At 62.3% G+C, this 25,891-nt stretch carries 23 protein-coding genes; 11 read left to right on the plus strand and 12 right to left on the minus strand.

What is annotated here, in order from left to right; all coding sequences use genetic code 11:
• The 7 genes from ACZ2IA_RS17160 to ACZ2IA_RS17190 all read left to right on the plus strand — a co-directional run.
• A partial coding sequence (locus ACZ2IA_RS17160; protein WP_470293809.1) for a TOPRIM nucleotidyl transferase/hydrolase domain-containing protein occupies window positions 1–555 on the plus strand: 555 nt, incomplete at its 5' end.
• Between the two features lie 43 nt (window positions 556–598).
• The gene (locus ACZ2IA_RS17165; protein WP_470293810.1) at window positions 599–2,227 is read left to right on the plus strand and encodes a UvrD-helicase domain-containing protein; all 1,629 of its coding nucleotides are present in this window, start codon (window positions 599–601) and stop codon (window positions 2,225–2,227) included.
• A gap of 264 nt (window positions 2,228–2,491) precedes the next feature.
• Window positions 2,492–3,151 carry a hypothetical protein gene (locus tag ACZ2IA_RS17170; protein WP_470293811.1) on the plus strand — a complete coding sequence of 220 codons (660 nt, stop codon included), beginning with the start codon at window positions 2,492–2,494 and terminating at the stop codon, window positions 3,149–3,151.
• Window positions 3,152–3,404: 253 nt separating this feature from the next.
• On the plus strand, window positions 3,405–4,241 hold the full coding sequence (locus ACZ2IA_RS17175; protein ID WP_470293812.1) for a macro domain-containing protein: 837 nt from the start codon (window positions 3,405–3,407) through the stop codon (window positions 4,239–4,241).
• Complete coding sequence (locus ACZ2IA_RS17180) at window positions 4,231–4,779, plus strand: TIR domain-containing protein (protein WP_470293813.1); 549 nt, start codon at window positions 4,231–4,233, stop codon at window positions 4,777–4,779. Before ACZ2IA_RS17175 ends, ACZ2IA_RS17180 begins: the two co-directional genes overlap by 11 nt.
• A 210-nt stretch (window positions 4,780–4,989) precedes the next feature.
• A complete protein-coding gene (locus ACZ2IA_RS17185) occupies window positions 4,990–5,316 on the plus strand; it encodes a hypothetical protein (RefSeq protein ID WP_470293814.1) in 327 nt (108 codons plus the stop codon).
• 168 nt (window positions 5,317–5,484) lie between these two features.
• The gene (locus ACZ2IA_RS17190; protein WP_470293815.1) at window positions 5,485–6,036 is read left to right on the plus strand and encodes an REP-associated tyrosine transposase; all 552 of its coding nucleotides are present in this window, start codon (window positions 5,485–5,487) and stop codon (window positions 6,034–6,036) included.
• Between the two features lie 312 nt (window positions 6,037–6,348).
• Here ACZ2IA_RS17190 and ACZ2IA_RS17195 read toward each other — a convergent pair whose 3' ends face one another.
• On the minus strand, window positions 6,349–8,304 hold the full coding sequence (locus ACZ2IA_RS17195; RefSeq protein ID WP_470293816.1) for an oxidoreductase: 1,956 nt from the start codon (window positions 8,302–8,304) through the stop codon (window positions 6,349–6,351).
• A gap of 254 nt (window positions 8,305–8,558) precedes the next feature.
• Between ACZ2IA_RS17195 and ACZ2IA_RS17200 the strand changes: the two genes are divergently transcribed.
• Window positions 8,559–9,188 (plus strand): cupin domain-containing protein, encoded by a 630-nt coding sequence (locus ACZ2IA_RS17200; RefSeq protein ID WP_470293817.1) that lies wholly within the window; start codon window positions 8,559–8,561, stop codon window positions 9,186–9,188.
• A gap of 167 nt (window positions 9,189–9,355) precedes the next feature.
• Window positions 9,356–10,402, plus strand: coding sequence for an ABC transporter substrate-binding protein (locus ACZ2IA_RS17205; protein WP_470293818.1), 1,047 nt, complete (start codon window positions 9,356–9,358; stop codon window positions 10,400–10,402).
• A 60-nt stretch (window positions 10,403–10,462) separates the two neighbouring features.
• Here ACZ2IA_RS17205 and ACZ2IA_RS17210 read toward each other — a convergent pair whose 3' ends face one another.
• From ACZ2IA_RS17210 to ACZ2IA_RS17240, 7 genes are all read right to left on the minus strand, one after another.
• Window positions 10,463–11,212 carry an amidinotransferase gene (locus ACZ2IA_RS17210; RefSeq protein ID WP_470293819.1) on the minus strand — a complete coding sequence of 250 codons (750 nt, stop codon included), beginning with the start codon at window positions 11,210–11,212 and terminating at the stop codon, window positions 10,463–10,465.
• A 107-nt stretch (window positions 11,213–11,319) separates the two neighbouring features.
• Window positions 11,320–12,933: a 5-guanidino-2-oxopentanoate decarboxylase gene (locus ACZ2IA_RS17215; protein ID WP_470293820.1), complete on the minus strand. Its 1,614-nt coding sequence runs from the start codon at window positions 12,931–12,933 to the stop codon at window positions 11,320–11,322.
• Window positions 12,934–12,999: 66 nt separating this feature from the next.
• Window positions 13,000–14,196, minus strand: a complete 1,197-nt coding sequence (locus tag ACZ2IA_RS17220; protein WP_470293821.1) for a pyridoxal phosphate-dependent aminotransferase — start codon at window positions 14,194–14,196, stop codon at window positions 13,000–13,002.
• Complete coding sequence (locus tag ACZ2IA_RS17225) at window positions 14,193–14,888, minus strand: ABC transporter permease (RefSeq protein ID WP_470293822.1); 696 nt, start codon at window positions 14,886–14,888, stop codon at window positions 14,193–14,195. Before ACZ2IA_RS17225 ends, ACZ2IA_RS17220 begins: the two co-directional genes overlap by 4 nt.
• Window positions 14,889–14,902: 14 nt before the next feature.
• Window positions 14,903–15,613 (minus strand): ABC transporter permease, encoded by a 711-nt coding sequence (locus ACZ2IA_RS17230; RefSeq protein ID WP_470293823.1) that lies wholly within the window; start codon window positions 15,611–15,613, stop codon window positions 14,903–14,905.
• 148 nt (window positions 15,614–15,761) lie between these two features.
• The gene (locus ACZ2IA_RS17235) at window positions 15,762–16,538 is read right to left on the minus strand and encodes a transporter substrate-binding domain-containing protein (protein ID WP_470293824.1); all 777 of its coding nucleotides are present in this window, start codon (window positions 16,536–16,538) and stop codon (window positions 15,762–15,764) included.
• A gap of 40 nt (window positions 16,539–16,578) precedes the next feature.
• Window positions 16,579–17,403: an ABC transporter ATP-binding protein gene (locus tag ACZ2IA_RS17240; protein ID WP_470293825.1), complete on the minus strand. Its 825-nt coding sequence runs from the start codon at window positions 17,401–17,403 to the stop codon at window positions 16,579–16,581.
• A gap of 331 nt (window positions 17,404–17,734) precedes the next feature.
• Here ACZ2IA_RS17240 and ACZ2IA_RS17245 point away from each other — a divergent pair, with 331 nt between their 5' ends.
• Complete coding sequence (locus ACZ2IA_RS17245; protein ID WP_470293826.1) at window positions 17,735–19,189, plus strand: sigma-54 interaction domain-containing protein; 1,455 nt, start codon at window positions 17,735–17,737, stop codon at window positions 19,187–19,189.
• 26 nt (window positions 19,190–19,215) lie between these two features.
• Here the strand turns inward: ACZ2IA_RS17245 and ACZ2IA_RS17250 are convergent, their stop codons facing one another.
• The 4 genes from ACZ2IA_RS17250 to ACZ2IA_RS17265 all read right to left on the minus strand — a co-directional run bounded on the left by ACZ2IA_RS17250 (window position 19,216) and on the right by ACZ2IA_RS17265 (window position 24,141).
• Window positions 19,216–20,175, minus strand: a complete 960-nt coding sequence (locus ACZ2IA_RS17250; RefSeq protein ID WP_470293827.1) for a PDR/VanB family oxidoreductase — start codon at window positions 20,173–20,175, stop codon at window positions 19,216–19,218.
• A 91-nt stretch (window positions 20,176–20,266) separates the two neighbouring features.
• Window positions 20,267–21,391 (minus strand): aromatic ring-hydroxylating oxygenase subunit alpha, encoded by a 1,125-nt coding sequence (locus tag ACZ2IA_RS17255; protein WP_470293828.1) that lies wholly within the window; start codon window positions 21,389–21,391, stop codon window positions 20,267–20,269.
• Between the two features lie 58 nt (window positions 21,392–21,449).
• Window positions 21,450–22,940, minus strand: coding sequence for an aldehyde dehydrogenase family protein (locus ACZ2IA_RS17260; RefSeq protein ID WP_470293829.1), 1,491 nt, complete (start codon window positions 22,938–22,940; stop codon window positions 21,450–21,452).
• A gap of 775 nt (window positions 22,941–23,715) precedes the next feature.
• Window positions 23,716–24,141 carry an Lrp/AsnC family transcriptional regulator gene (locus ACZ2IA_RS17265; protein ID WP_470293830.1) on the minus strand — a complete coding sequence of 142 codons (426 nt, stop codon included), beginning with the start codon at window positions 24,139–24,141 and terminating at the stop codon, window positions 23,716–23,718.
• Between the two features lie 123 nt (window positions 24,142–24,264).
• Between ACZ2IA_RS17265 and ACZ2IA_RS17270 the strand changes: the two genes are divergently transcribed.
• Entirely contained in the window at window positions 24,265–25,866 is a 1,602-nt protein-coding gene (locus ACZ2IA_RS17270; protein ID WP_470293831.1) for a phytoene desaturase family protein, read from the plus strand.
• Window positions 25,867–25,891: the final 25 nt, after the last annotated feature.

Consider the following 25,891-nt stretch of genomic DNA (forward strand, 5'->3'; position numbering starts at 1 on the left):
CGCTGCGCGGGCGGCCTCCATGCCTGGTCAAAATTCAACGAGCACGGCTGGTCAAAATTCAGTGAGCGCCAACACCAACGCAACGTGTCCCTACTGTCTGTCGATGGCGTGTCGTTCGAGGTTTACAAGCGCGTGTTGAACGCGCTGGAAATTCCATGGTCCATGCGAACCGACAACGACATCTCCGACATCCTGATCGGTCCCAAGAATTCGCAAGTGGTGTGGCGCCAAGTCGCGGGCATCAACCGTGCGCTGTCGCTGGCGGGTCTGTTTCCCCAGCAACACCGCCCTGTGCCATACGATCAAGCCGCCTCGCTGGCGGATGGCACTTGGCAAGCGGTCAGTACCGCCGTCGCACCCTTAGGCATCTTTCTCTCGCAGGTCGATCTAGAGCACGACATTGCCACTGAACTCCCGGGGCTGCTGACTGGATTCAACGGCCATGCATTGCCTCAAGCTATCGGCTATTTGCAAGGCAAGAAGGCCATCCGCATGCAGGAGTTCATTGAGTATTGCGGAAAGCGGCTCATTGCACGCTCAATGGGCATCTGTTAAAGCCGCTTTTCTATTGTATGAACGCTGCTGCGAAAGCGTAGCCATGGCCAACTTCACGCCCAATCCCCAGCAGGACCAAGCTATTCAATGCCTGAGCGACATGGTGATCGTCGCCCGTCCCGGCAGTGGAAAAACCAGCGTCCTGTCACGCAAGATCCGGAACCTGGTGTCGGAGCTGCGTCCTTACCAGGGCATTATCGCCATTTCCTTCACGAACAAAGCGAGCGATGAGCTGGCGCGCCGCTGCAAAGCTGACGCTTTCGACGTCAAGCATTCATTCTTCGGCACGATCGACGAATTTTGCCTTCGCGAGATAGTTTTTCCGTTCGTGCGGCAGTTGATGCCTGTGGGGGCTGAAGCCAAGACGGCCAAGCTCAGAGAGCTGCCCGACCCGGTGAGGCTCTTGCTGCCGGCAACGCCGATTCAGGACGCAACCGTTGCCAACACGGACGAGTTCCTGCCGTTCTTGCAAGGAGCGCTGGCCCAGGGTTTTGTCCCCCTGGAAACCGTGGGCATGCTCGCCCGCCATGTGGTCGACCAATCCCTTGCCTGCCAGAAATACCTCATGGCACGGTATCGCGCCGTGTTTATCGACGAGTACCAGGACAGCGGGTACTTCCAACACGAGCTTTTTCTGAAGCTCAAGGCTCTGGGTTTGACCGCTGTTGCGGTCGGCGACGGTGACCAGTCCATTTATGCTTTCGCGCACAAGGATCCCCGTTACCTGCTGGAGCTTGCTGCGCAGAACAGCGGCTTTGCACGCTTTGCCATCACCACCAATTTCCGCAGTCACCCTTCCATCAACGACTTTGCGCTGCGCCTGCTCGATCTGAACCACCCGGTCGCGCCGACGAACGATATGCGGGTGTTTATGAAGACGATCAACGGCAACCAGCGTGATATGGGTGCCTGGTTGAGGACCGCCATTCCCCATCTAATGGGCCACTACCAAGTTGGCTCGGCGGACAGGGTGGCCATTTTTTGCCGACATCAGCATTCAGCACGGCTGATTGCGGATCATCTGGGGCTTGCCCACCATCTGGTCGAGGATGGCCCTTTCACGACGGCCCCGTCGGCCGAAGCGAGTCTTTTCTCTGATTTGCTGAGGTTGCGCTACGACCAGGAGTTGACCGCAGAACCGCTGATTGAGCGGGCCGGCGCGCTCAAGCCAAGTCTCCAGGGGAGGCGCGAGCTTCGGCAGGCGCTTTTGCGATGCCGGACTTGCGCGGAGAACGACCTGGTTGCGTCCGTGATGGACGCGGCCACGCGCCTGCTAGGTCAGCCGCCATCGTCGACCGGCGCAATGGAGCTTGTGTCCGTATGCGGGGATGCCAGAAAGCTTCGCTGGTTTCACAGTCCAAGCCGCGATGCTGTTCAGATCATGACGCTGCACAAGGCCAAAGGGCTGGAATTTGACCTCGTCTTCCATGCCGATCTTTACGATCACGTCATCCCGACACGTCTTTATCCGCCGGGAACGTTTGGTCAGGTCATCTTCGAGAACGAAAAGCAATGCCTAAACCTACATTACGTGGGGGTCACCCGGGCGGTTAAGGCTTGTGTTTTGATGACGTCGACCTTTCGCGTCAACCGGCAGGGGGAGGTCAAGAACGGTGCGCCGTCGCAGTTCATCGGCAGGAACGGGACGAGCGCTACACTCATCCCCTGGTAGCGCCAATGATGGGGAAACGAGAACCGCGAGTAGACAGAGCTGCACTCCCCAACCGGACACGCTACGAAGTAGTCGTAGGCCTTCGGCGGCCCAAATCCCGCCTTGGGTTAGTAACAGACGTTCCCGTGTATTTGGACCACCGGCAGCTTTGGCTGACCTGCAGCCAGCTCATCATGAGCCCCGGCAGATCGTCGGCCAAAGTAGCCGGTCAGCGATGTAATGAGTAATGGTCGATCTACGCAGAAATCCGGGCACCCCCGCACTATGGAACGCAAGGTCTACATGTACGACAAGGATGGCCTACTACCTACCATGCACCTCTCGGTACGTCTCGACCGGTTTTACCTCGACAATGAGGAGTTGTTCATCGCCCCCGAGTGCAGGGGCGTTGTTGACTATCTACGGAAAGACGAGCAGCTATGGTCTGCTGCCAGATTACGCTTTAACCACGTTGACATCCGGCAGAAGCGCGCCCCAATCATCGACGTTCCGTTTGGTCGTGCATTGAGGCAGGCGTACGAGAGTTCATCAGGCCTGCAAAAATCAATGTTCTGCGAGCAGGAGTGGACCAAGTATCGAGGCAAGGCTGTGATTGCGACGATGGTCGCACACACGATGGCGACTGCCACCAATGTGGAATTCGAAGCGTGGCAGTTCCTGGACGTCTCCAACGAGACCTTCTATGTACACGCGATCATTGACAAGAAATCAACGATCGTTACGCACCTTGATGGTGCAACGATGCAGCACACGGAGCAGCAGCGCGCTGAAATCGCAACCAAGGTATGTAAAATCAAAGGCGAATGCTATACGAAGCACTTTCGTCTTGACGGGCGTTTCTCAGTGATCGTGGCGGAAGCAATCATGGACCTGTACTTTCCTGTTCAGTCACTCACGCAGGAATTTCTCGACGCGATGAACTGACCCGGCGCTAACGCTAACACGAGGGTTAGCTGACGTACCTCGTACGAATCTCGAGATGAGAAATTTCAATCTTAGACTAGGGGATTGCGAAATTTTATTTTTTAACTAAAAAGCATCTCAGAATATTAGCAGTCGCCATTGATTAAGCTGTTGAATTTACAGGGATCTAAATTTCAAACTTTGGCTTCTCTGACATTTTTAATTCAAAAGGGTCATATGGCCTTTTTTTTATTAATATAAATGACATTGATATATGAATATTTCAATAAAAATTGCTAAGAATAATTTTTTCTTATACCTATCAATAACAGTCATGCTGGTAACCTTTGCAAAGGACTTTGCCAATATTACCAATGGATTAAATGCCGCTCAGCTTATTGCTATATTTTTAATAACCATATTAGTCAGTCTTGTGCTTGCTTTTTTTAAAGCTGTTGATAAAAACAGGGTTGAATTGAAAAAGCAAGGCCACAATGGAATTATTGTAGTGGCTATAGGTGATATTTTCGACTATGTAGGCACAAAGATAATTCCCGTTAACGAGTTTTTCGATAGTACTTTAGGTTTGCCTGTTGCAGAAAAAAGCTTGCATGGAAAGTTAATTAAAGAAAAGCTGGGTGGGCATCCTCAGGCATTCGATTCGGCAGTAGCAAATCAGCTAAGCAATGGAGTTCATGTTGCACGGAACTCACCGGCTGGTATAAAAGAAATAAAGTACCCTATTGGTTCTTGCGTTGCCATTGATATTGCTGGCGATAACTATGTTTGTGTTGCGCTTACTAATACCGATTTAAATACATGTAAAGCCTCTGCGAACCTAGGGAATTTGGCAATTGCAGTTGAAGCGTCCTTAGAGAAAGCCGCATCTATTTCCAATGGGGGCGCAATCATATTGCCTATGATTGGAGGCGGAATCTCTAATATTGGTATTTCTGAAGAGTTGTTGATTAATTTCTTAATTACTTCTGTTAGTCGGTTTCAAAGTGAAACTCATCACCCCGGCGAGATTGTTGTTCTCCTGAGAAGGAGTGATATAGCCGGCAAGATTAATTTGATCGATGTCAAAGAAAGGTGGAATCATGGCCTATAGGAATGGCACTTATGTGGCTTTCCATGCTGAGGGTAAAACGTCTCCCATTGATACCGATATCAAATATTATCGATTGCTCATGGGGTGGAAAGAAAATAAATCCATAGACTTTGGTTTTGTAAATAGTCATGACAAAGTGGCTGCGGTGAGGGATAGTAGCAGTAAAGAAACACTTCGCAGGTCTCTCCGTGAGCGTTTGAATAACTCTAAAAACATGGTTCTTATCATCGGAGAAACGACAAAGCTGGATAATGATTGGGTTCCATTTGAAATTGAACACGCGGTTGATAACTGTAGAATTCCAATTATTGCAGCATACCCTGACTACGAAAAAATTATGGATCCTAGTGGGCTGTCACACCTATGGCCGTCAGCGTTGAACTTGCGAATTAAGAACGGGAGTGCGCGAGTCATTCACGTTCCATTCAAAAAAGCCCCTTTGCTTGACGCAATATCTCAGTTTAACCACAACAACCTTCCTGCGACAGCGCTTAATCATTACTCTTCCGAAGCATATAAATCGTGGGGGATTATATAGAAAGCAAGTAGCCCGGATAATTCCGGGCTTTTTTCTTTGCTTGCCATGGCTGTGTCCATGACCACGGCGCGCGCTCCAAGCGCCCCCGGACTCGGCTTGCGCCTCCTCCGGGCTACAGGTGGAGTGGTCCTTCACGCCGAAACGGCCAGATTCAGGCCATTTCAGCCTGTGCTATATTGGCGGCCCGCCTCCACCACGAACGGTTTGCCAATGCTCGCTCTCCCCCGCCTGGCCTGCTGGCTGCTGCCGGCCCTGTTGTGCGCCGCCTGCCAGCAGCCACCGTTGCAAGGCAGTTTTCATTGCCCCGATCAGGTGAAGTTCCACTACAGTCGCCAGAGCCAGACGGTGGAGCTGACCCGTGCCGGCACAACTTATCAGGGCATCATGGATGAAAAGCGTCAGATGACCTGGCCGAAGTATGAGAACGACCACACCCTGCCCGACACCTTCGCGCTTTCTCGCAAGGACCCCAAGCAGCTGATGCTGTACGGCGGCTTTGCCGGCAAAGGTTTGGCCTGCCAGCGTGACGGGGGTTGAGACCGGCTGCCGCTGAGTAGCCCGGAGGAGCGCCCGTAGGGCCGAGTCCGGGGAGGTTGCCGCAAAGCAGGGCCTGTTTCATCCGGCCCCGGCCCCGGACTCGGCTTTCGCCTCCTCCGGGCTACTTTGGAGCCCGAAAAACCGTTGGCGGGATTGTTGTAGATTCATATGGCATATACTCTGCGCCATATGGTCCTCTATCGACGCAACTTCCAACCCGGCGGGACGTTCTTCTTCACAGTCACGCTGCGCAACCGGCAAGCTACCCTGCTCACCGATCACGTCGATCTGTTGCGTGAAGCCTTCCGTTTCACCTTACGGCGCATGCCTTTTTCCATCGATGCGGTAGTGGTGCTGCCCGATCATTTGCATACCATCTGGACCCTGCCGCAAGGCGACTGCGATTACCCGCAGCGTTGGGCGCTGCTGAAAACCCACTTTTCTCGTTCCCTGAAACAAAACGGCATTGCCCTGACCCACCTGCCCGACGGAGGTTTCGATGTGTGGCAACGGCGCTATTGGGAACACACGATTCGCGACGAGCGGGATTTGGCGGCCCATATCGATTACCTCCATTTCAACCCGGTGAAACATGGCTATGTAGACTGGGTCCGGGATTGGCCGTACTCGTCATTTCATCGGTTTGTGCAAGACGGGCGGGTTGCCGAGGATTGGGGTGGAGGGTTGGAAGCCGAACTGGAATTGGTGGGCGAGCGATAACTGACATCCCGAAGATTTGGCTGCGCCAGGCGGAGGCCCCAATGGTGCTAATCCGCCGTCAGCAAGCAGGATGGGTAAAGGCGAGAGACCGTAATCCATCATCAACAGAGTGATGGGTTGCCCCCATCCTACCCGCTGCCCATGGCAGGCCAATAAGTCGGTCAACGTTGGCCGAACGGTTTCGGTGGCGCAAGCGGTGAATGCTGTGTATCGATCCCAGCCGCTGCCCCGCCTGAGACCCCCAGCCTTCCTGCGTCAGGGTATCGCTGACGTCCGTTACTCAGGCCCGGCTCGGTTACTTCATCGCAAGCACTACAAGTCCCAAGTTACTCGCATCCCCTCGTAAATAGCCTCTTCCACCGTGCGCGGCGCCAGGCAGTCACCAATCGCATGGACCTCCGCCGCGATACCGTCCAGTTCGGCTAACAGCCCGTCTACCGGCTCCTGCCCCTGGCACAGCACCAGGGTGTCGACGCCCTCGAACAGCATGGCCTCCTCGCTGGCGGTGTGCTGCATGAACACGGTGTCGTCGTCGTAGCCGTACAGCCGAGCGTAGGGGATGACCTCGACGCCGAGCCGGTGCAACTGGGCGACCAGGTCGTCGCGTACGTACATCTGCAGCAGTTGGCCGGGGTTGGTGCCGTTGACCGCCAGCTTGACGCGGCAGCCGGCGCTGGCGAGGTGGATGGCGATGCCGGGGCCGACCCAGTCGCAGCGCCAGTCGGCCACCACCACCGAGTGGCCGGTGGGGGCGTCGTCGCGCAGGATCTGCCAGGCATCGAGCACCTGCATGGCACCGCCCTCTTCCAGCACAGGGCGGCGCGGTTTGGCGCCGGTGGCGACGATGACGACGTCGGGGGCCAGCTGCTCGACCAGCGCGCGGTCGACCGGGGTGTTGAGGCTGACCTCGACGCCGTAACGCTGCAGCTCATGCTGAAGGTTGGTGATCAGCCCGCCGAATTCGGCGCGGCCGGGCAAGAGCTGGGCGAGCGCGGCCTGGCCGCCGAGCCGGGGGCCGGCCTCGTAGAGTCGTACCGAGTGGCCGCGTTGCGCGGCGATGGCGGCGGCCTTCATGCCGGCCGGCCCGCCGCCGACCACCAGCACCTGGCGGCGGACGGCGGCCGGCGTCAGCGTGCCGTATTGCAGCTCGCGACCGGACTGCGGGTGCTGGATGCAGGAGATCGGCAGGCCGCGGTGGAAGCGGCCGATGCAGGCCTGGTTGCAGGCGATACAGGCGCGAATCTCGTCCTGGCGGCCGCCGGCGGCCTTGCCGGGCATTTCGGGGTCGCAGATCAGTGCGCGGGTCATGCCGCACACGTCGGCTTGGCCGCTGGCGATGATCTGCTCGGCCTCGTGCGGCTGGTTGATGCGCCCGGCCACCATCACCGGTATGGCGAGCTGGGCCTTGAAGCAGGCCGCCACCGGGGCGAGGTAGGCGTTGGGCACCGACATCGGCGGGGCGATGTGCACCGCGCCGCCGATGCTTGCGGAGTTGCCGGCGATCACGCTGACGTAGTTGAGCTGGTCCTGTAGCGCCTGCACGGTGGCCAGCGCTTCGTCTTCGGCCAAGCCTTCGGCGTCCTGCTCGCCGGCCGAGATGCGCAGGCCGATGACGAAGTCCGGTCCGGTCTGGGCACGGATGGTGTCGAGCACCTCGACAAGAAAGCGCCGCCGGGCCGCGTCGCTGCCGCCGTAGCCGTCCTGGCGCTGGTTGACGCGGGGGTTGAGAAACTGCGACGGCAGGTAGCCGTGGCTGGCCACCACTTCGACGCCGTCGATGCCGGCCTGTTGCATGCGCCGTGCCGCCTCGCCGTAGCCGGCGACGATGTCGGCGATCTGCGCCACGGTCAGCGCGCGCGGCATGACGTGGAAGCGCTCGTTGGGCGACACCGAGGCGGAGTACGCCACCGCCAGCAGGCCGTCGGCGGTTTCCATGATTTCGCGCCCGGGATGAAACAGCTGGGCGAATACCTTGCAGTCCTCGGCGTGGAGGATGTCGGCCAGCGCGCGATAGCCGGGGATGCAGTCGTCGTCGGTGGCCATCAGCGCGTGGGAGGTGTAGCGCGCCGATTCGTGCACGCCGGACACCTGCAGCACCACTAGGCCCACGCCTCCCCTCGCCCGTGCCTGGTGGTAGGCGATCAGCGCGTCGTTCACCCGGCTTTCGGTCGGCAGCACGGTGTCGTGGCCGGTCGACATGATCCGGTTCTTGATGTCGACGGCGCCGATCCTGATCGGGGAGAACAGCTGGGGAAACAGGGCACTCATGGAACTCTCCTGCTTGATGGTGAAGGGGTGTCGACGCGGTGGCATGCCCGAGGTTGGCCGAACGTGACCGGGGTCGATCCGCGTTCGGCCAGCGGTGTGGCCTCTCAGAAATTTAGTTAAATTAAAAAAAACTGCAAAAAATTTTGATTTGATTCAAGGTGGGGAAGCCGCCACACTCTCAAACAGTGGCTCGGCCGTACGCCGGTGCGCCGTTATCGTCATTGCTCTGTGATTGCGAGGCACTACTGATGGCCATGAGACATAAAGCCCTGCCCCCACACGAGTCGGAGCACATCGGGGCCGACGAGCCGCCGGCCTTCGAGGACGATCCGGCGATCCAGTTGGGGGAACGCATTCGCCTGCTGAGGAAGCGCCAAGGGCTGACGCTGGCAAACCTGGCCGACAAGAGCGGCCTGTCGATCGGCCACATCAGCCTGATCGAGCGCGATCTGGCCCGGCCGTCGATCAATGCACTGGTGAACCTGGCCAAAAGCCTGAACGTGACGGTGCAGTGGTTCTTCAGCGGCCCGGATGCGCACGAGGCCGAGGAACTGGGCTATGTGGTGCGGCAAAAGAACCGCCTGCGCATCGACTACGACGGCGGTTTCATCGACGAGTTGCTGACGCCAAAGAGCAACCGCCAGTTGGAGATGATCCACTGCCGCATCCCGCCGGGGGCGTCGAGCGAGGAGCGCTACAGCCACCAGGGCGAGGAAGCCGGCCTGGTGCTGGCCGGTTCGCTGGAGCTGTGGGTGGGCGAGCGGCAGTTCCACCTGGAACAGGGCGACAGCTTCGCCTACTCCAGCGAGGAGCCGCACCGTTACCGCAACCCGGGCAGCACCGAGACGGTGGTAGTGTGGGTGATTACCCCGCCTACCTATTGAGCTAATTTTCCTCTCATTAAAAAAATTTTCACATTATTTAAATCGCCTCCTAAGCTGGTTGAGAGACAGACGGAGGCCGGACTGCCTGCGCCGTCGCCCTGACTGCGGGTGGCTGCCACGACATAGCGCTTCGCCTGTCCGCATACCAACATGGGGAGAGCAACACTATGTCAACGACTCGACACTGCGTGCTGATGGCTTGTGCTCTGGCCGGCGCCGCTCAGATGGCGGCCGCCCGGGACCTGATCGTCGTGTCCTACGGCGGCGCCAACAAAGCGGCGCAGACACAGGCGTATTACGAACCGTTCCGGCGCGAGTCCGGCGTCAATGTGGTGGCCACCGAGTGGAACGGCGAAATCGCCAAGGTGAAGGCGATGGTCGACACGCGCAGCGTGTCCTGGGATGCGGTGGAGGTCGAGGCATCCTTGCAGGGGCGCGGCTGCGACGAAGGCATGTTCGAGCGGCTCGATTACAGTCAGATCGGCAACAAGGCCGATTTCATTCCCGGTGCGGTGCAGCCCTGCGCCATCGGTATGTTCGTGTCCTCGACCGTGCTGGCCTACAACGCCGACAAGCTGAAGACCGCGCCGAAGAACTGGCAGGACTTCTGGGACGTGAAGCGCTTTCCGGGCAAGCGCGCGATGCGCAAGGGGGCCGAGTACACGCTGGAGATCGCACTGCTGGCCGACGGCGTGCCGCCCTCGGAGGTCTACAAGACGCTGTCGACCGAAGCGGGTGTTGCACGGGCGTTCCGCAAGCTCGACCAGATCAAGCCCTATATCCAGTGGTGGGAGTCCGGCTCGCAGCCGGCGCAATACCTGCTGGCCGGCGATGTGGTGATGAGCACCTCGTACAACGGCCGCATCACCAATGCGCGCCGCGAGGGCAAGAACCTGCAGATGGTCTGGGACAACAGCCTGTACGAGCTGGACTATTGGGCCATCCCCAAGGGCTCGCCGCACAAGGTCGATGCGATGAAGTTCATCGCGCTGGCAAGCCGCCCGGAACAGCAGAAGCTGTACTCCGAGCAGATGCCCTACGGCCCGACCAACCGCAAGGCCTTGGCTCTCTTGCCCGCCTCGGTGCAGGCCGAGCTGCCCACCGCGCCGCAGAATATGCGCAAGGCGTTGGCGCTGGATGTGAACTTCTGGATCGACCACGGCGAAAGCCTGGAGCAGCGCTTCAATGCCTGGGTAGCCAAGCAGGCCAGCTAGGCCGTCGCAGTCGAAACACAGCCCGCCGGTTCGCAGCGGGCGGGTTTTCTTTTGGCGCGCTCAGAAGCACAGGGCAAGGCAGGCAGGCCCGTTGTGGCCGTGCCGGAAGGCACTGGTGTCGACGGCGATGACCGGCAGCCCCTCCTCCTGCAGGCGTGCCAGCGTCCTGGGGAATCCGGCCGGGGTGAGCAGTGTTTCGTTGAGCCACAGCGTGCTGCCGGCGTCGGCCTCATTCTGGTCCACCACCAGCAGGCTGAAGTCACGAAAGGCCGGATGGCCGGCCTCGCTTTCGGCCAACATCAGCCGGTTGCGGCCCAGGTAGCTGACTGTGCTGCGAAGCCGCCGTCCGGAGCCGGTGTCGACCGCCCTCACCCGGTAGCCATAGCCCTCGACGATGCGGGCGAACTCGCGGATGCCCTGCTCGTCGGTATGGGTACTCAAGCCAACCAGAAAGGTCTTGCCCACCCACAGCACATCACCGGCGTCGAGCCGGGCGCCGGGACTCAGCTGTACCGTTGGCCGAAAGCGCGCCAACAGCGGCGCCATGCTGTCGATTTCGTCGTGGCGGGACGAACGGCTCGGCGGAGTGAGGATGGCGAGTTCCGGCACCACCACCGCGCTGTCCGCCACCCGGTGCGCCTGCGGTGCGCCGGCTTGCGCCGGCAAGGTGGCGACGAACAGCCCCAGGCCGAGCAGCGTGTCGACGTAGCGATGAAACTGGTGGCGGCACAGCTCGGCGTCGACCTCGCCGCGGGGCGAGCCCGGCGCCAGTCCGGCCGGAAGACGGGTCACGGCATGCGTGAAGTGCATAGAGACAGGCTCCGCGGCTAAGACGGGCTTGCGCCGAAGGCAAAGCAGTATGTGGTGTGGTGCTCCGCCGCTAGCGCTTGGCGGCTCGGGCAGAGCACCAAACGGGGCTAGAGGCTACGCAGCGTACTGCCGTCCCGATCCTGGATTTCGATCAGTGTCGGCTGCGAGCGGGCGGCGGCCTGCCGTACCCGCTCGGCAATCGAGCTGCCGCGCTCGTAGCGCTCGGCATGCCAGCCATAGGCACGGGCCAGTGCGACGAAGTCGGGCGTGTGCAGGTCCACCCCCAGCGGCGGCACCCCGGCGTCGAGCATGGCCGCTTTGATCTCGCCGTAGCCGCCGTTGTTGAGCAGCAGCACGATCAGTCGGGCGCTGGTTTCCACCGCCGTGCCCAGCTCGGCCAGGGTGAACTGGAAGCCGCCGTCACCCGCCAGGCACACCACCGGCTGGTCCGATGCCAGGGCCGCACCCACCGCCGCCGGCAGGCCGTAGCCCAGCGAGCCGAAACCCACCGAGGCGTTAAACCAGCTGCGCGGCGCGTTGGCGACGAAGCCGAGATTGCCGGCATATACCTGTCGGGTGGAGTCGCCGACGAAGCGCGCTTCGGGCAAGGCGTCCCGCACCGCGTGGAGAAAGGCCAGGTCGTCGTGCACCAGCGTGTTGAGGTCGTCGCCGCCGGCCATCCACGTCGACAGCGCGCGCTCGGCGCCGCGCCGTGTCCCGGACGCATCGCCCAGCTGCGCCAGCAGCGCCCGCACGGTTTCCCGGGCATTGCCCAGCAGAGCCAGGTCGGCGGCGCGGTTGCGGAACAGCTGCTCGGGGTCGATGTCGATGCGGATCAGCTTGCCCGGCAGAACGAAGCCGCCATCGCAGTAGGCGTCGTAATCGGTCTGGCCGATTTCGGTGCCGATCGCCAGCACCACGTCGCTGTTGGCCACCAGCCGGCGCACCGCCTGGCAGGACGGGCTGAAGGACAGGCCGAGCGGGTGGTCGGCTGGCAACAGTCCGCGCGCGTTGATCGTCATCACGGTCGGGGCGTCCAGCCTTTCGGCCAAGGTAGCGAGCTCGTCGGCCGCCGCGACCGCGCCGCCGCCGAGCAGCAGCAGCGGGCGTTCGGCAGCCTGCAGCCAGCCGGCCGCTTCGCCGATGGCCGCAGCGGCGGCTGCGCCGGGTGCGATGCGCGGCGGGCGGGCCGGGATTACGGGCAGTTGCTCGGCGGAGGCCGACATCAGGTCGAGCGGGATTTCGATGTGCACCGGGCGCGGCCGGGCGCCGTCGAACACCGCGAAGGCGCGCGCCAGCACCTGGGGCAATTCTCCGGCCCGGGTGACGGTATGGCTGAAGGCGCTGACCTCGCGGGCGAAGCCGTGCTGGTCGGGCAGCTCGTGCAGGTGGCCGTTGCCGGAGCCCAGCCGCCCCAGCGCATTGACGCCGGAGATCACTAGCATCGGGATGGAGTCGGCATAGGCCTGCCCCATCGCAGTGGCGATATTGGTCAGGCCCGGGCCGGTGATCACGAAGCAGACCCCGGGCTTGCCGCTGACCCGCGCGTAGCCGTCGGCCATGAAGCCCAGGCTCTGTTCATGGCGCGCGGTGACGTGGCGGATGCGGCTCTCGGCCAGGCCCCGGTACAGTTCGACCGTGTGCACCCCGGGGATGCCGAACACCATGTCGACGCCGTAGGCGGCCAAGAGTTCGGTCAGATACATGCCCACTGTTTTCATACATGCGACTCCGTGGCGGAAGGTCGGACCGGGCCGCCGGCGGCGGTCCGGTGTCAAGAGGGCCGTTCAGGCCGGGACGGGTTCGAGACTGCCGACATAGACCGCGATGCGACGGCAGGCCTCGATCAGCCGCTCTTCGTCGACGACGAAACCCAGTCGCAGGAAGCCGCTGGCGGTTTCGCCGAAGGCGGTGGCGTCCAGTACCGATACGCGGGCCTGTTCGAACAGGCCCCAGGCGAACTCGGTGGCGCTCAGCCCGGTGGCGCGAACATCGATCAGCATGAACATGCCGGCCTCGGGCAACAGACAGCGGATGCCTGGTACGTCTTGCAGCAGGCGGTAGGTGACATCGCGGCGACGCCGGTAGGTTTCGCGCATCGCGGCGACGATGGCTGCCCGCTCGGCCACCGCGACCAGCGCGGCTTCCTGGATGAAGCCTGGCAGGCCGTACAGCATGCACAGCGCCAGCCGCCCCAGGTGGGCGATCAGTGTCTCGGGGCCGACCACCCAGCCCAGGCGCCAGCCTGGCATGGCGTGCGACTTGGACAGGCTGCCGATGGTGACGGTGCGCTCGGCCATGCCGGGCAGCGCGGCGATGCTGATGTGCGGGCGCTCGAAGGTCAGACCGGAGTAGACCTCGTCGGACACCACCCACAGGTCGTGCTGACGGGCGATCTCGGCGATCGCTTCCAGCTCGTCCCGAGTCATCACCACCCCGGTCGGGTTGCCTGGTGTGGCGAGGAAGATGGCCCGGGTGCGCGGCGTGATGGCGGCGGCGACGCCGGCAGGATCGAGGTGAAAGCCCCGTTCGGCGTCCACCGGCACCGGCACCAGGGTGGCGCCGCTGGCGCGGATGCTGGCTTCGTAGGTCAGGTACATCGGCTCGGGGACCAGCACCTCGTCGCCGGCCTCGCATAGGCACAGGGCCACAGCGAACAGGCCGTTCTGCGCGCCGCCGACCACGATCACATTGTCCTCGCCGACCGGCTGTCCGCTGTCCTCGCTATGCATGCGCGCCAGTGACCGCCGCAGCTCGGGGCGGCCGGGTACATCGCTGTAGTGCGTGTCCCCTGCCCTGAGCGCTTCGACAGCTCGTTCGGTGATGGCGGCCGGCGTGGCGAAATCGGGGTCGCCGACGCTGAGCACGATGACGTCCTCGCCGCGCTGGGCGGCATCGAGCGCTGCGTAGTGAATGTTCCAGGCGTCGGTGCGTTTGCCACCGATACGGCCCACCAGGCTGGAGAAACGCGGGTCTTTGTTCACAGGGCACCTCTGACGGGAATGCGCAGTTCCAGGCGACGGAACAGGTGTTCGATTAGCAGGGCCAGCACCAGATAGGTCACCGCGATGAGCAGCAGCGGTTCATAGGTACGGAAGGTCTGTGCCCGCACTAGGTTGGCCGCACCGAGCACGTCCATGACGGCAACGGTGGACGCGAGCGCGGTCGACTTGAGCAGCCCCACCGATTCGCCGGCCAGCGACGGCAGCAAGATCTGGATCGCGCGCGGCAGCCAGATGCGCCGGATCATCAGCATCCGCGACATGCCCAGCGCCCGGGCGGCCTCCAGCTCGCCCTTGGGCACGCCGCGCAGGCCGCCCTTGATCACCTCGCCGACATAGCCGCCGACGCTGAGGGTGAGCGCCACCACCACATACCAGAAGCCCTCGCGCAGATACGGCCAGAGGAAGCTGTCGCGTACCGCCGGGAAACTGACGAACAGGCTGCCGACGCCGTAATACAGCACGTAGATCTGCACCAACAGCGGCGTGCCGCGGATCAGGTTGGTAAAGGACAGGCTCAGCCAGGCAATCAGCGGCTGCTTCGACAGTCGGCCGAAGCCGACCAGCAAGGCCAGCAGGAAGCCGAAAAAGCCGGACAGCAATAAGAGCTCGAACGTGATCAGCAGGCCCGTCAGCAGTATGTGTCCGTAAGTCGCGGTCCATTCAAAGTGCATGTTTGCCTCCTGATTCAGTTAGCCGGCATCCAGCGGCTGAAGCTGCGCTCGAAGCGGCCGAATACGGCGTTCGACAGCAGCGTCACCACCAGGTAAATGGCCGCCACCGACAGATAGAACAGTAGGTATTGCCGGGTCGAGCCGGCGGCCTGCTTGGTGGTGAACAGCAGCTCGTTGTAGCCGACCACGCTGATCAGCGCGCTGTCCTTGATCAGCACCAGCCACAGATTGGACAGGCCGGCCAGCGCATAGGGCATCATTTCGGGCAGGATGATGCGGCGGACGATGAAGCCGCGCCGGGCGCCGAAGGCCTTGGCCGCCTCGATGTGGCCCGCCGGGATGGCTTGCACCGCGCCGCGGATGATTTCTGCGGCATAGGCGCCCTGCACGATGCCGAGCACCACCACCGCCGCCATGAAGCCGTTCACTTCGACCGGGCCGTGGCCGAACAGCGCGGCAATGGCGTTGATCAGGTCACTGCCGGCGTAGTACAGCAACAGAATCAGCAACAGCTCCGGCACGGCGCGGCACACCGTGGTGTAGCCGTTGGCCAGCGCCTTGAGCCCGCCGCTGCAGGTCATCTTGACCAGTGCTACCGTCAGGCCGATGACAAGGCCGATGGCAAACGCCCCCAGCGAAATCTGCAGGGTCACCATCGCCCCCTGCATCAGTGCCCCGCCCCAGTCCCCGATGACGGTGTTCACCGCCTGTTCTATCCAAACCATGCGCTGTCTCCAGCTAGACCGTCTTTAAAAGGCTGCGTTCGGTAGTGATGCCCGGCTTGGCAACATGGCAAGGCGCTCGCGGCGAGATCGAACCGGCACACGTGCTGAGTCGACTCGATCTCGCTGTCCTGCGCCTCCTGGCGTCAGCTCACTTGGCCGAGATGTCGATCTTGAAGTATTTCTTCTGAATCGCGTTGAAGGTGCCTGAGGTCTGGATATTGCGAATCGCCGCGTCGAATTCCTTTTTCAACGCGACATCGCTCTTGCGCAGGCCGGCGCCGATGCCAGGCCCGAAGATCGGATCTTTGGGGGCGAAGCCTTTCGATTCCAGATCGGCGCCATCCTTGCTCTTGAGGAAATCGACGGCGGCTACCGCGTCTTCGAGCATGACGTCGACTCGGCCCGCCGTCAGGTCGGCATTCAGCTCGTCCTGGGTGTTGTAGTACTTGATGCTGGAGGTCTTCTCGTAATACTTCTTCACATAGTCGGCATTGGTGGTGGATGCCTGCACACCGATGATTTTCCCGCTCAGCCCGCTAGGCGAGGTATTCAGCTTCACCCCTTTGGGGCCGATGAACTGGGACGGCGTGTAGTAATAAGGCACGCTGAACGCGATGACCTTTTCCCGTTCCGGGGTAATCGACATCGAGTTGAAAATCACGTCGATCTTCTTGCTGTTCAGCGCCGGAATAATGCCGTCCCAGGACATTTCGGTGATCTGGCACTGCGCCTTGATTTCCTTGCAGATGGAATTGATCAGGTCGATTTCGAAGCCCGACCATTGCCCCGAGCTTTGCTTGATCGAGAACGGCGGGTAAGGCTCGGCGGCGACGCCGATCTTCAGTGTCGTGGCCGATGCATTAGCGGCCAGCAGGGTGGCTGCGGCTGCACAGGAAAGAACCAGCTTTTTGACCGTGGCTTTCATGTCTATGTCTCCTGGGGGAAAGGAAGTGATCGACTACGACTTACGAGCGCGAGTGCTGGGCGTTCACAAACTGCCGGCAGCGCTCGCTGTTTGGGGAAACGAAAATCTGTTCGGGGGTGCCGGCCTCCTCGATCCGCCCCTTGTGCAGGAACATCACTTGGCTCGACACGTCGCGGGCAAACGCCATTTCGTGCGTCACCAGCACCATCGTGCAGCCGTCCTGGGCGAGGTCGCGGATGACCTTGAGCACCTCGCCCACCAGCTCGGGGTCGAGCGCCGAGGTGGGCTCGTCGAACAACATCACGGAGGGTCGGGTCGCCAGGGCGCGGGCGATGGCGACGCGCTGTTGCTGGCCGCCGGACAGGAAGCTCGGGTAGCAGTGGTGTTTGTTGGAGAGCCCGACTTTCTCGAGCAAGGCCTCGGCGTGCTCGGTCGCCTCGGCACGGGTCTGGCGCAGCACCCTCACCGGCACCTCGATGAGGTTTTCCAGCACGGTCATGTGTGGCCACAGATTGAAGTTCTGGAACACCATGCCGAGCCGGGTGCGGATGCGGTCGACCTGGCGGGCATCGGCCGGGATGGGCACGCCCTTGTGGTTGGTCTTGATGGCGATCTCCTCGCCGGAAATCCGCACGCTGCCTCGATTGGGCACCTCCAGCATATTGAGGCAGCGCAGCAGCGTGCTCTTGCCCGAGCCGCTGGCGCCGATCAGAGAGATCACATCCCCGACGTGAGCCGAGAACGACACCCCATCCAGCACGGTTTGTTGGCCGAAGTGCTTGTGTAGATCCACGACATCGATAATCGGGGTCGGATCGGTTGCGACGTCTGGCTGGTGAAGCGGCACGCTGTTCCCCTTCTGCATAGTGACCTGCCCTGTTCGACGGGCGCTGTCTAGTCCCGGTGCCATTACGGCAGTCCACCGGGTTGCCCTGTCTAAGCAGGCTTTGTGCCAGCTTTTGTTTATTTGCAAGCCGTTGAATTTAATGTGGTTTTACAAATGGACGGCTCGGTAACTTTCGAGTAATAATTCTAAAAACAATAAGAACGCCAGCTTTTCGGCAGGCATCGACCGTCGGCAGTGGCTTGCTTTGCTGTTCGGCGTGATGCCCGGCCCTGGCGCTACTATCAAAAAATTCAGCACCATTGGTTGTAACGATGGATAGCTGGAGTATCGGGAAAGCTACAAAGGACAAATGAACGAACAACTGGTCTCTGCCATTACCATCTTTTCAGAGTTTCTGGATTCGATTCCGCAGCCGGTTGCCATCATCGATAGCGGTGGCAATTACGTGTATTACAACGAGGAAAGCGCCCGGCTCGACGATTACAAGGTGGAAAAAGCATTGGGCAATGCCTTGCTGGATGTTTATCCGCAGCTGGATAAACACAGCAGCACCCTGTTGCAATCGGTCTACAAGGGAAAGCGCTACCACAATAAATACCAGCTGTATTTCAATGCGGCCGGCAAGCCGGTGCACCAGGTACACACCACCCTGCCCTTGAACGACAGTAATGGCCGGATCATCGGCGCGATCGAGATTTCCCGCGATTTGTCGGTGATCAGCAATCTGCACGACCAATTCGTCGATTTGCAGCAACGGCTCGATGGCGAGCACAGCTACAACGATGTCGGCATCATCACCTGCGATCCGGACATGCAGAAGCTGATCCACCAGGCCCACCGCTTGGCGAAAACCGATGTCCAGGTGCTGATATACGGCGAAACGGGTACCGGCAAGGAGCTGTTTGCGCGGCTGCTGCACAAGCAGAGCGAGCGCGCCAGCAAGCCGTTTCTGGTGCTCAACTGCGCCGCCCTGCCCGAGCCCTTATTCGAGAGCGCGCTGTTCGGCACGGTGAAGGGAGCATTCACCGGTGCGGAAGACCGACGCGGCATCCTGGAAACCGCCAACGGCGGCACACTGTTTCTCGACGAGCTCAATTCGATGCCGATGGCGATCCAGGGCAAGCTGTTGCGCGCGCTGCAGGAAAAGACCTTCAGCCGGGTGGGATCGAGCACCGAGTGTCGGGTCGACGTGCGCATCATCTCGGCGACCAACGAGTCGCCCCAGGCCATGCTCGACGGCAAGAAGATCCGCCCGGACCTGCTCTATCGGCTGAATGTCGGCTACTTGGTCATTCCGCCGCTGCGCGAGCGGGTCAACGATATTCCGCTGTTGGCCCAGGCCCTGTTGAAGAAGAACGGCAAGATCACCGGCAACCGGGTCAAGCGCATCAGCAGCGCGGTGATGGAGCGGCTGCAGCGCCACCATTGGCCGGGCAATGTGCGCATGCTGGAGAACATCATCCTGCGCAGCCTGATCCTGTGCGAGAACGGCGACGAGTTGAACTTCATCCTGCTCGAGGACGACGAGCTACCGGTGCCAGCGCGCCATTCGGAGGCGCTGCCGCTGCGCGAGGCCGAGCCGCCGGCGCCGTCGGGCAAGGTCGCGGCGACGTTGGCCGAAGACAGTGCCCAGTCGCTCGACGAGCAGGTGGCGGCGTTCGAGCGCTCGCTGCTGATCCAGTATTTGAACCGCTACCCGAACCTATCCGAGGCGGCACGCCGCTGCGGGCTGCCGCGAGCGACGCTGCAGTACAAGATGAAGAAATACGGCATCCGTCTCGCCCATTCGGTGGTCGACGCTTAGCCGCGGCCGGACCGTGGTGATCCGGCTTACAGGTCGAGCGTCAGTGTGCGGCCCCTGGCGCGCGACACGCAGATCATGATCTTCTGCTGCGCCGTCTTGTCCGCCTCGTCCAGATACTGGTCGAGGTGCAGCGCCTCGCCGTCGAGCAGGCGTGTCTCACAGGTACCGCAATAGCCCTCGCGGCACAGGCAGTCGACCGTGAACGAGGTCTGGCGCTCGATCGACTCGAGTATGGATTCGCCCGCCTCGACGGTGAGGGTCTGGCCGCTGCGCGCCAGCGTCACCGTGAACGCCTCGGTGCCGGCTTGAGTTTGGGCCGCGAAGCGCTCGATATGCAGGCTGCCGGGTGGAATCCACCCGGTCGTGGCGGTGTCCACCGCATCGATCAGGCCTTGCGGCCCGCACACATAGAGCTGGTCGCCGCTCGCCAGCCGACTCACAATCGCCTCGATGTCCAGCCGCTGGCCGGCGGCCGAGTCGTATAGCTGCACCCGCCCCTCGTCCTGTCGCTGTCGCAGCACCGTTACGAAGGCCGCGTTCTCTGTGCCGCGAAATGCGTAGTGCAACTCGTAGCGGCCGCCGACCTTGTCGAGCGCCTGCATGTGTGCGATGAACGGGGTGATGCCGATGCCGCCGGCGATGAACACATGCCGGCCGGCGCCGTCGGCGAGCCGGAACAGATTGGCCGGTGCGCTGACCGTCAGCTGGCTGCCGACGTCCACCGCTTCGTGCAGGTGCTGCGAGCCGCCACGCGAGGCGGCGTCCTTCTTCACAGCGATTCGGTACACGCCTTCGGCGGCGTCATTGATCAACGAATAGGCATTGGCGCAGCGCTGTTCGGCCAACCTTAGCTGCACCACGATATGGCTGCCCGAGTCGAATGGCGGCAGCTGGCCAGCCACCGCCTTCAGCGTGAACAGTTTGATGTCGCGGGCCAGTGGCTCGATGGCAACGACCTCGGTCGCGATCCGTTCGGCAGCGTGCATGATGGGCCTTTCAGTAGGAGGAATCGGGGCATTGCTCGGGCCAGGCGGCGCCAGGGCCGCCCGATGTCGAGCCCTGGCGCCGCCTGCCGGCTCAGCGCCGGTAGGCCTGGGCGACCAGGCTGTGGAAGTAGGCGATGCCGTGCTCGCTGATGCCGCTGCGCGCCGGGTCGGCCATGATGCGCCCTTGGCCGCGATACCCCCGCGACTGCAGGCCGCGCTGCACGCTTTCCACCAGACGCAGGTCTTCGGGGCGGAACACCTGAGTGGCCCAGTCGATGAACTGTTGCTGCTCTTCGGAAATCTCGCTGCTGGCCAACAGCACTTCGTAGTACTGCACCGTGACGCCCGCCGAGACCGGGTACTCGTAGATCACCGTCATGGTGCCGTCGCCGGGTACTACGTTGAACATCACGCAGGGCCAGGCCCAGTAACCGTTGAAGGCCTGGTTCTGCACATCGCCGTCGAAGGAGTAGCCTTTGCTCGACGACTTGGACTCACCACGCTGCAGCGTCCAGTTGCCGTGGAAGGTATGGGTGTAGCTATCGGTGCTCACCGACGCCGAAAACCCCGGGTGAGCCGGTGCGCAGTGGTAGCACTCCATGTAGTTGTCGACGATCACCTTCCAGTTGGCCGGGGTCTCGGTGATGGTGCGCGAGGCCACTTTCAGTTCGGCCACATTGGGACAGACTGACATCAGGTGCTCCTGCAGGCCATCCAGCTGGGTCTCGATCGGCGCGGCGTGCGGGTCCATGTTGACGAACACGAAGCCGCAGTATTCGGCGATCTGCAACGGGACCAGGCCGTGATCGGCCTTGTCGAAGTGCGCCACGTTGTCGCAGTTGCGCGCCATGGCCAGCTCGCCGTCGAGCTTGAAGGTCCAGGCGTGGTACGGACAGGTGATGACGTTCTTGGCATTGCCGCTGCCCTGCAGCAGCTCGTGGCCGCGATGCGGGCAGACGTTGTAGAAGGCGCGCAGCACGCCGTCGCGGCCGCGCACCGCGAGCAGGTTCTCGCCGACGATCTTGCGCGTCACATAGGCATTGGGGGCGGCCAGCTCGCTGCCGTGGCACAGGCACAGCCAGGCCTTGGCGAAGATCTGCTCCTTCTCGTAGGCGAACACCTCATCCGCGGTGTAGTAGCGGGCGGGCAAGGTGTAGGCATGGTCGATGTCTGCGCAAAAGTCGGCCGGCAAGTCGAGGTCGAAAGGCTTGTACATGATGGACTCCTGAAAGGCGTGGTGACGCGGTGGCCGCCCGGGCAGCCGTCAAGGGCAATCAGACGACCTGCATGATCGTCGACTTGATTTCCTGGTATTTGCCGAGCGCATGCAGCGAGTTGTCCCGGCCGTTGCCCGACTGCTTGTAGCCACCGAAGGGGAAGTTCATGTCGGCGAGGCCGTCGTAGCAGTTCACCCAGACGGTGCCGGCACGAAGCCGGGGGACGATGGCGTGGATGCGCTTCAGATTGCTCGACCACAGCGCGGCTGCCAGGCCGTAGTCGCTGGCGTTGGCGATGGCGACTGCTTCATCGACGTCGTCGAAGGGGATGACGGCCAGCACCGGGCCGAAGATTTCCTCGGTGGCAATGCGCTCGCTGCCGCTGTGGCATTCGAAGATGGTCGGCTCGAGATAGCTGCCGCCCTCCACCGTCGCGACGCGTTGTCCGCCGCAGACGAGCCGGGCCTCGCTGCCGCCGTAGGCGATGTACTGCAGGACGTGGTCGAGGTGGCGCTCGTCGACCACGGGGCCCAGGCGGGTGGCCGGGTCGAGCGGGTGGCCGGGCACGAACTGGCGGGTGGCCGCCAGCAGCGCCGCTTCGAAGCGCGGCAGGATGGAGCGCTGTACCAACAGCCGCGAGCCGGCGCTGCATACCTGACCTGCGTTGTAGAAAATGGCCGCGGCGGCAGCCTGGGCGGCGGCATCGAGGTCGACGACGTCGTCCAGGACGATGTTGGCCGACTTGCCGCCCAGCTCGTTCCAGACCCGCTTGAGGTTGGAGTCGGCGGCAGCGTGCAGGATCTTGCGCCCTATCGCGCCGGAGCCGGTGAAGGCGATGCAGTCGACATCGGCATGGTGGCTGAGCAGGTCGCCGACCCGGCCGTCGCCGGGCAGCACGTTCAGTACGCCGGCGGGCAGGCCGGCCTGCTGCGCCAGCCCGGCGATGCGGATGGCGGTCAGGGGCGAGCGCTCCGAGGGCTTGAGCAGCACGCTGTTGCCCGCGGCCAGCGCCGGGGCGAGCTTCCACATCGCCATCAGCAGGGGGAAGTTCCACGGTACGATCGCGCCGACCACGCCGATGGGCTCATGCGTCACTGTGCCGTGAAAGGCGCCGTCACCGGGGATCACCTCGCCGGTGACCTTGTCGATTGCCTCGGCGAACCATTCGAGGCAGTGGATGGCACCGGGCAGATCAATGCTCAACGACTCGGCGATCGGCTTGCCGACGTCGAGCGTCTCGAGCAGGGCCAGCTCCTCGAGGTGCTGCTGCAAGAGGCCAGCCCAGCGCAGCAGCACCGCCTTGCGGCTGCGTGGCGACTGGCGCGACCAGCTGCCCGACTCGAAGCTTTGCCGGGCCGCCGCCACTGCGCGGTCGACGTCGGCGGCCTCGCACTGAGTAACACTGGCGAGCCGCCGCCCGTCGATCGGGCTGTGGCAGTCCATCGACTGGCCTGCCTGCGACTCGGCGTATTCCCCCGCAATGAAGGCACGATGCTCGATGACGAGCCGTGCTGCCCGCTCCAGCCACTGCTCAAAGGTGTTGTCCATGTAGCCCCACCGCTTGGTCGAATCTGTTGACGGAATCGCAGCCCGGCCGTTGTGCCGTTGCCGCCATGACCTCTGCCCTAGCAGGGAGTGTGCCACCCGAGACGGGGAAGCTAAGTGGCTGAAATACTTCATAAGCGCATGGGGTTCTGTCCGACGAAATCAGGCGCTTGCGCAAATTGCTGTCGAACTGCCAGTTTTTTGGCGGCATCCCAAGAGGTCAAAATGAAAAAAAGCTTCGCGATGCGAAGCTTTTGGGTTGGCAGAACATGGGGCTTACTGGCGTTGGCACCCCCTCCGCCCTTCCCCGTCGTCGACCGTGAAGGCCGCCAGATGCGCGGCGGCGCGGGATGAGGAGATGGTGAACCACTGCAGCGGCGCCTGGCTGCCCTCGCGGCGCAGGCCGGCGCTAGGGCAGGTTTCGCTTTCCGACATCTCGACGGTGGCGTCGCCGTTGTGGTCGGTGACGGTCGTGGCGGTTTTGCTGTCTTACTCTCGAAGGTGACTTCCACGCCGGCCAGCGGCCCGGTGCCCGGCATGCCGACGATGGCGACCCTCGCAGCCCGTTTCGGCCAACGTTGGCCGAAACGCCGGCGTCGGCTAGCCGTGAATGCTGAACGTCTACACTCCTACCCCATCGCCCTTGCCCACCCGCAGTTGCACCAAGCTGCGCTCCTTCAGCCCTTCATCGTGTCTCATCATGCCGAAGCGTGAGGCTCATGAGGTGGTTGGGAAAGTGAGGGCGACTCAATGCCTCCATGCGGCAGCGGCATAGCCGTTAGCGATCGATACGCGTGGTCATCACGATCGCGGTGGTGGTGCGCTCCACCCCATCCAGCGCGCCGATGCGGTCCACCAACCCGTCCAGTTCTCCCACCGAACCCGCTTCAATTCCGGCGATGAAGTCGTAGATGCCGCTCACCGAATGCAGCGTGCGAACCTGCGCAATGCGCCGCAGCGCGCTCTCGATGGCCGGGGTCAGCTTCGGTGTCGCGGTGATCATCACCAGTGCGCGCACTTGGCCGGCATCGTAGTCGGCGCTGGTACGCACGGTATAGCCGATCACTACCCCTGCACGCTCCAGGCGCTCGATGCGGCTTTGCACCGTGGTACGTGACAGCCCGAGCTGGCGGGCAAGCTCCGTCGTCGAGGCGCGTGCGTCTTCGCGCAGCAGTGCCAGTAGGTGCTGGTCGGTCGGGTCCATTTTTGCGTTTCGCCTGATATTTCGTCGATTCGACCAATAATATCCGACAGTTCGTCGCTATGCATGATGCATTTTGCCAGGTCGGCCCGGACAATGAGGCTTCCTAAGACGAGGAGAATAAACATGCGCGACGTAATCATCGTGGGCGGCGGCCACAACGGTCTGGTATGTGCTCATTACCTGGCGCGAGCCGGTCTGAAGGTGACCGTGCTGGAGCGGCGCGGTGTGGTCGGTGGGGCGGCGGTAACCGAGGAATTCCACCCGGGCTTCCGCAACTCGGTGGCTTCGTACACCGTGTCGTTGCTGAACCCCAAGGTGATTCACGATCTGGAATTGGCCAAGCACGGGCTACGCATCGTGGAGCGTCCACTGTCCAACTTCCTGCCGCTTAACGACGGTCAGTATCTTAAGGTCGGCGCCGGCAAAACCGCCGCCGAGGTCGCCAAATTCTCCAAGCGCGACGCACAGCGGCTGGACACCTACGCCCAGCATCTGGATGTCGCCGCCGACCTGCTGCGCGATCTGGTACTGGAAACTCCGCCCAACATGGTGCAGGGCAACTGGCTGAGCGCGCTGCCCGAACTGCTCAAGGCCGGCCGCCTCGGCAACCGCATGCGCAAGCTCGACCTGGTCACCCAGCGCGAGCTGCTCGATCTGTTTACCAAATCGGCCGGCGACTATCTGGACGGCTGGTTCGAGAGCGCGCCGATCAAGGCCGCTTACGGTTTCGACAGCGTGGTCGGCAACTACGCCAGCCCGTACACGCCTGGCTCCGCCTACGTGCTGTTGCACCACGTATTCGGCGAGGTCAACGGCAAGAAAGGCGCTTGGGGCCACGCCATCGGCGGCATGGGCGCGATCACCCAGGCCATGGCCAAGTCGGCTGCGGCGCGCGGGGTGGAGATCCGCACCGACAGCGCGGTGCGCGAAGTGCTGCTGGAGAAGGGGCGCGCGGTCGGCGTGGTCACCGAGCAGGGCGAACGGCTCAATGCGCGCGTGGTGATCTCTAACCTCAACCCGCGCTTGTTGTACACCAAACTGGTCGATTCGGCGGCACTGCCGGGCGACTTCCTGCGCCGCATGGAAGGCTGGCGATGCGGCTCCGGCACCTTCCGCATGAACGTGGCGCTGTCGGAGCTGCCCGATTTCACCTGCCTGCCCGGCAAGCAACAGGCCGAGCATCACGGCAGCGGCATCATCATCGCGCCGAGTCTGGCCTATATGGAGCGCGCCTATCACGATGCGCGCGCCAGCGGCTGGTCGCGCGAGCCGATCGTCGAAGTGCTGATCCCGTCCACGCTCGATTCGACGCTGACCCCGCCCGGCCAGCACGTGGCCAGCTTGTTCTGTCAGCACGTGGAGCCGCAACTGCCGGGCGGCTCAAGCTGGGACGAGCACCGCGAAACCGTGGCCGATCTGATGATCGACACAGTCACACGCTACGCGCCCAACTTCAAGGGCGCGGTGCTGGGCCGGCAGATCATGAGTCCACTCGATCTGGAACGCACCTTTGGCCTGGTCGGCGGCGACATCTTCCACGGCGCGCTCGGGCTGGACCAACTGTTCTCGGCGCGCCCGATGCTGGGGCACGCCGACTACCGTGGGCCGATCCCCGGCCTGTATACCTGCGGCTCGGGCACCCACCCCGGCGGCGGCGTTACCGGCGCGCCCGGGCACAACGCGGCGCGCGAGGTGTTGCGCGACCTCAAGCTCAAGGCGCACTAACCATCAACCTTTGGCAGGGTGCGAC

The organism is Crenobacter sp. CS_VA4 (assembly GCF_055597485.1).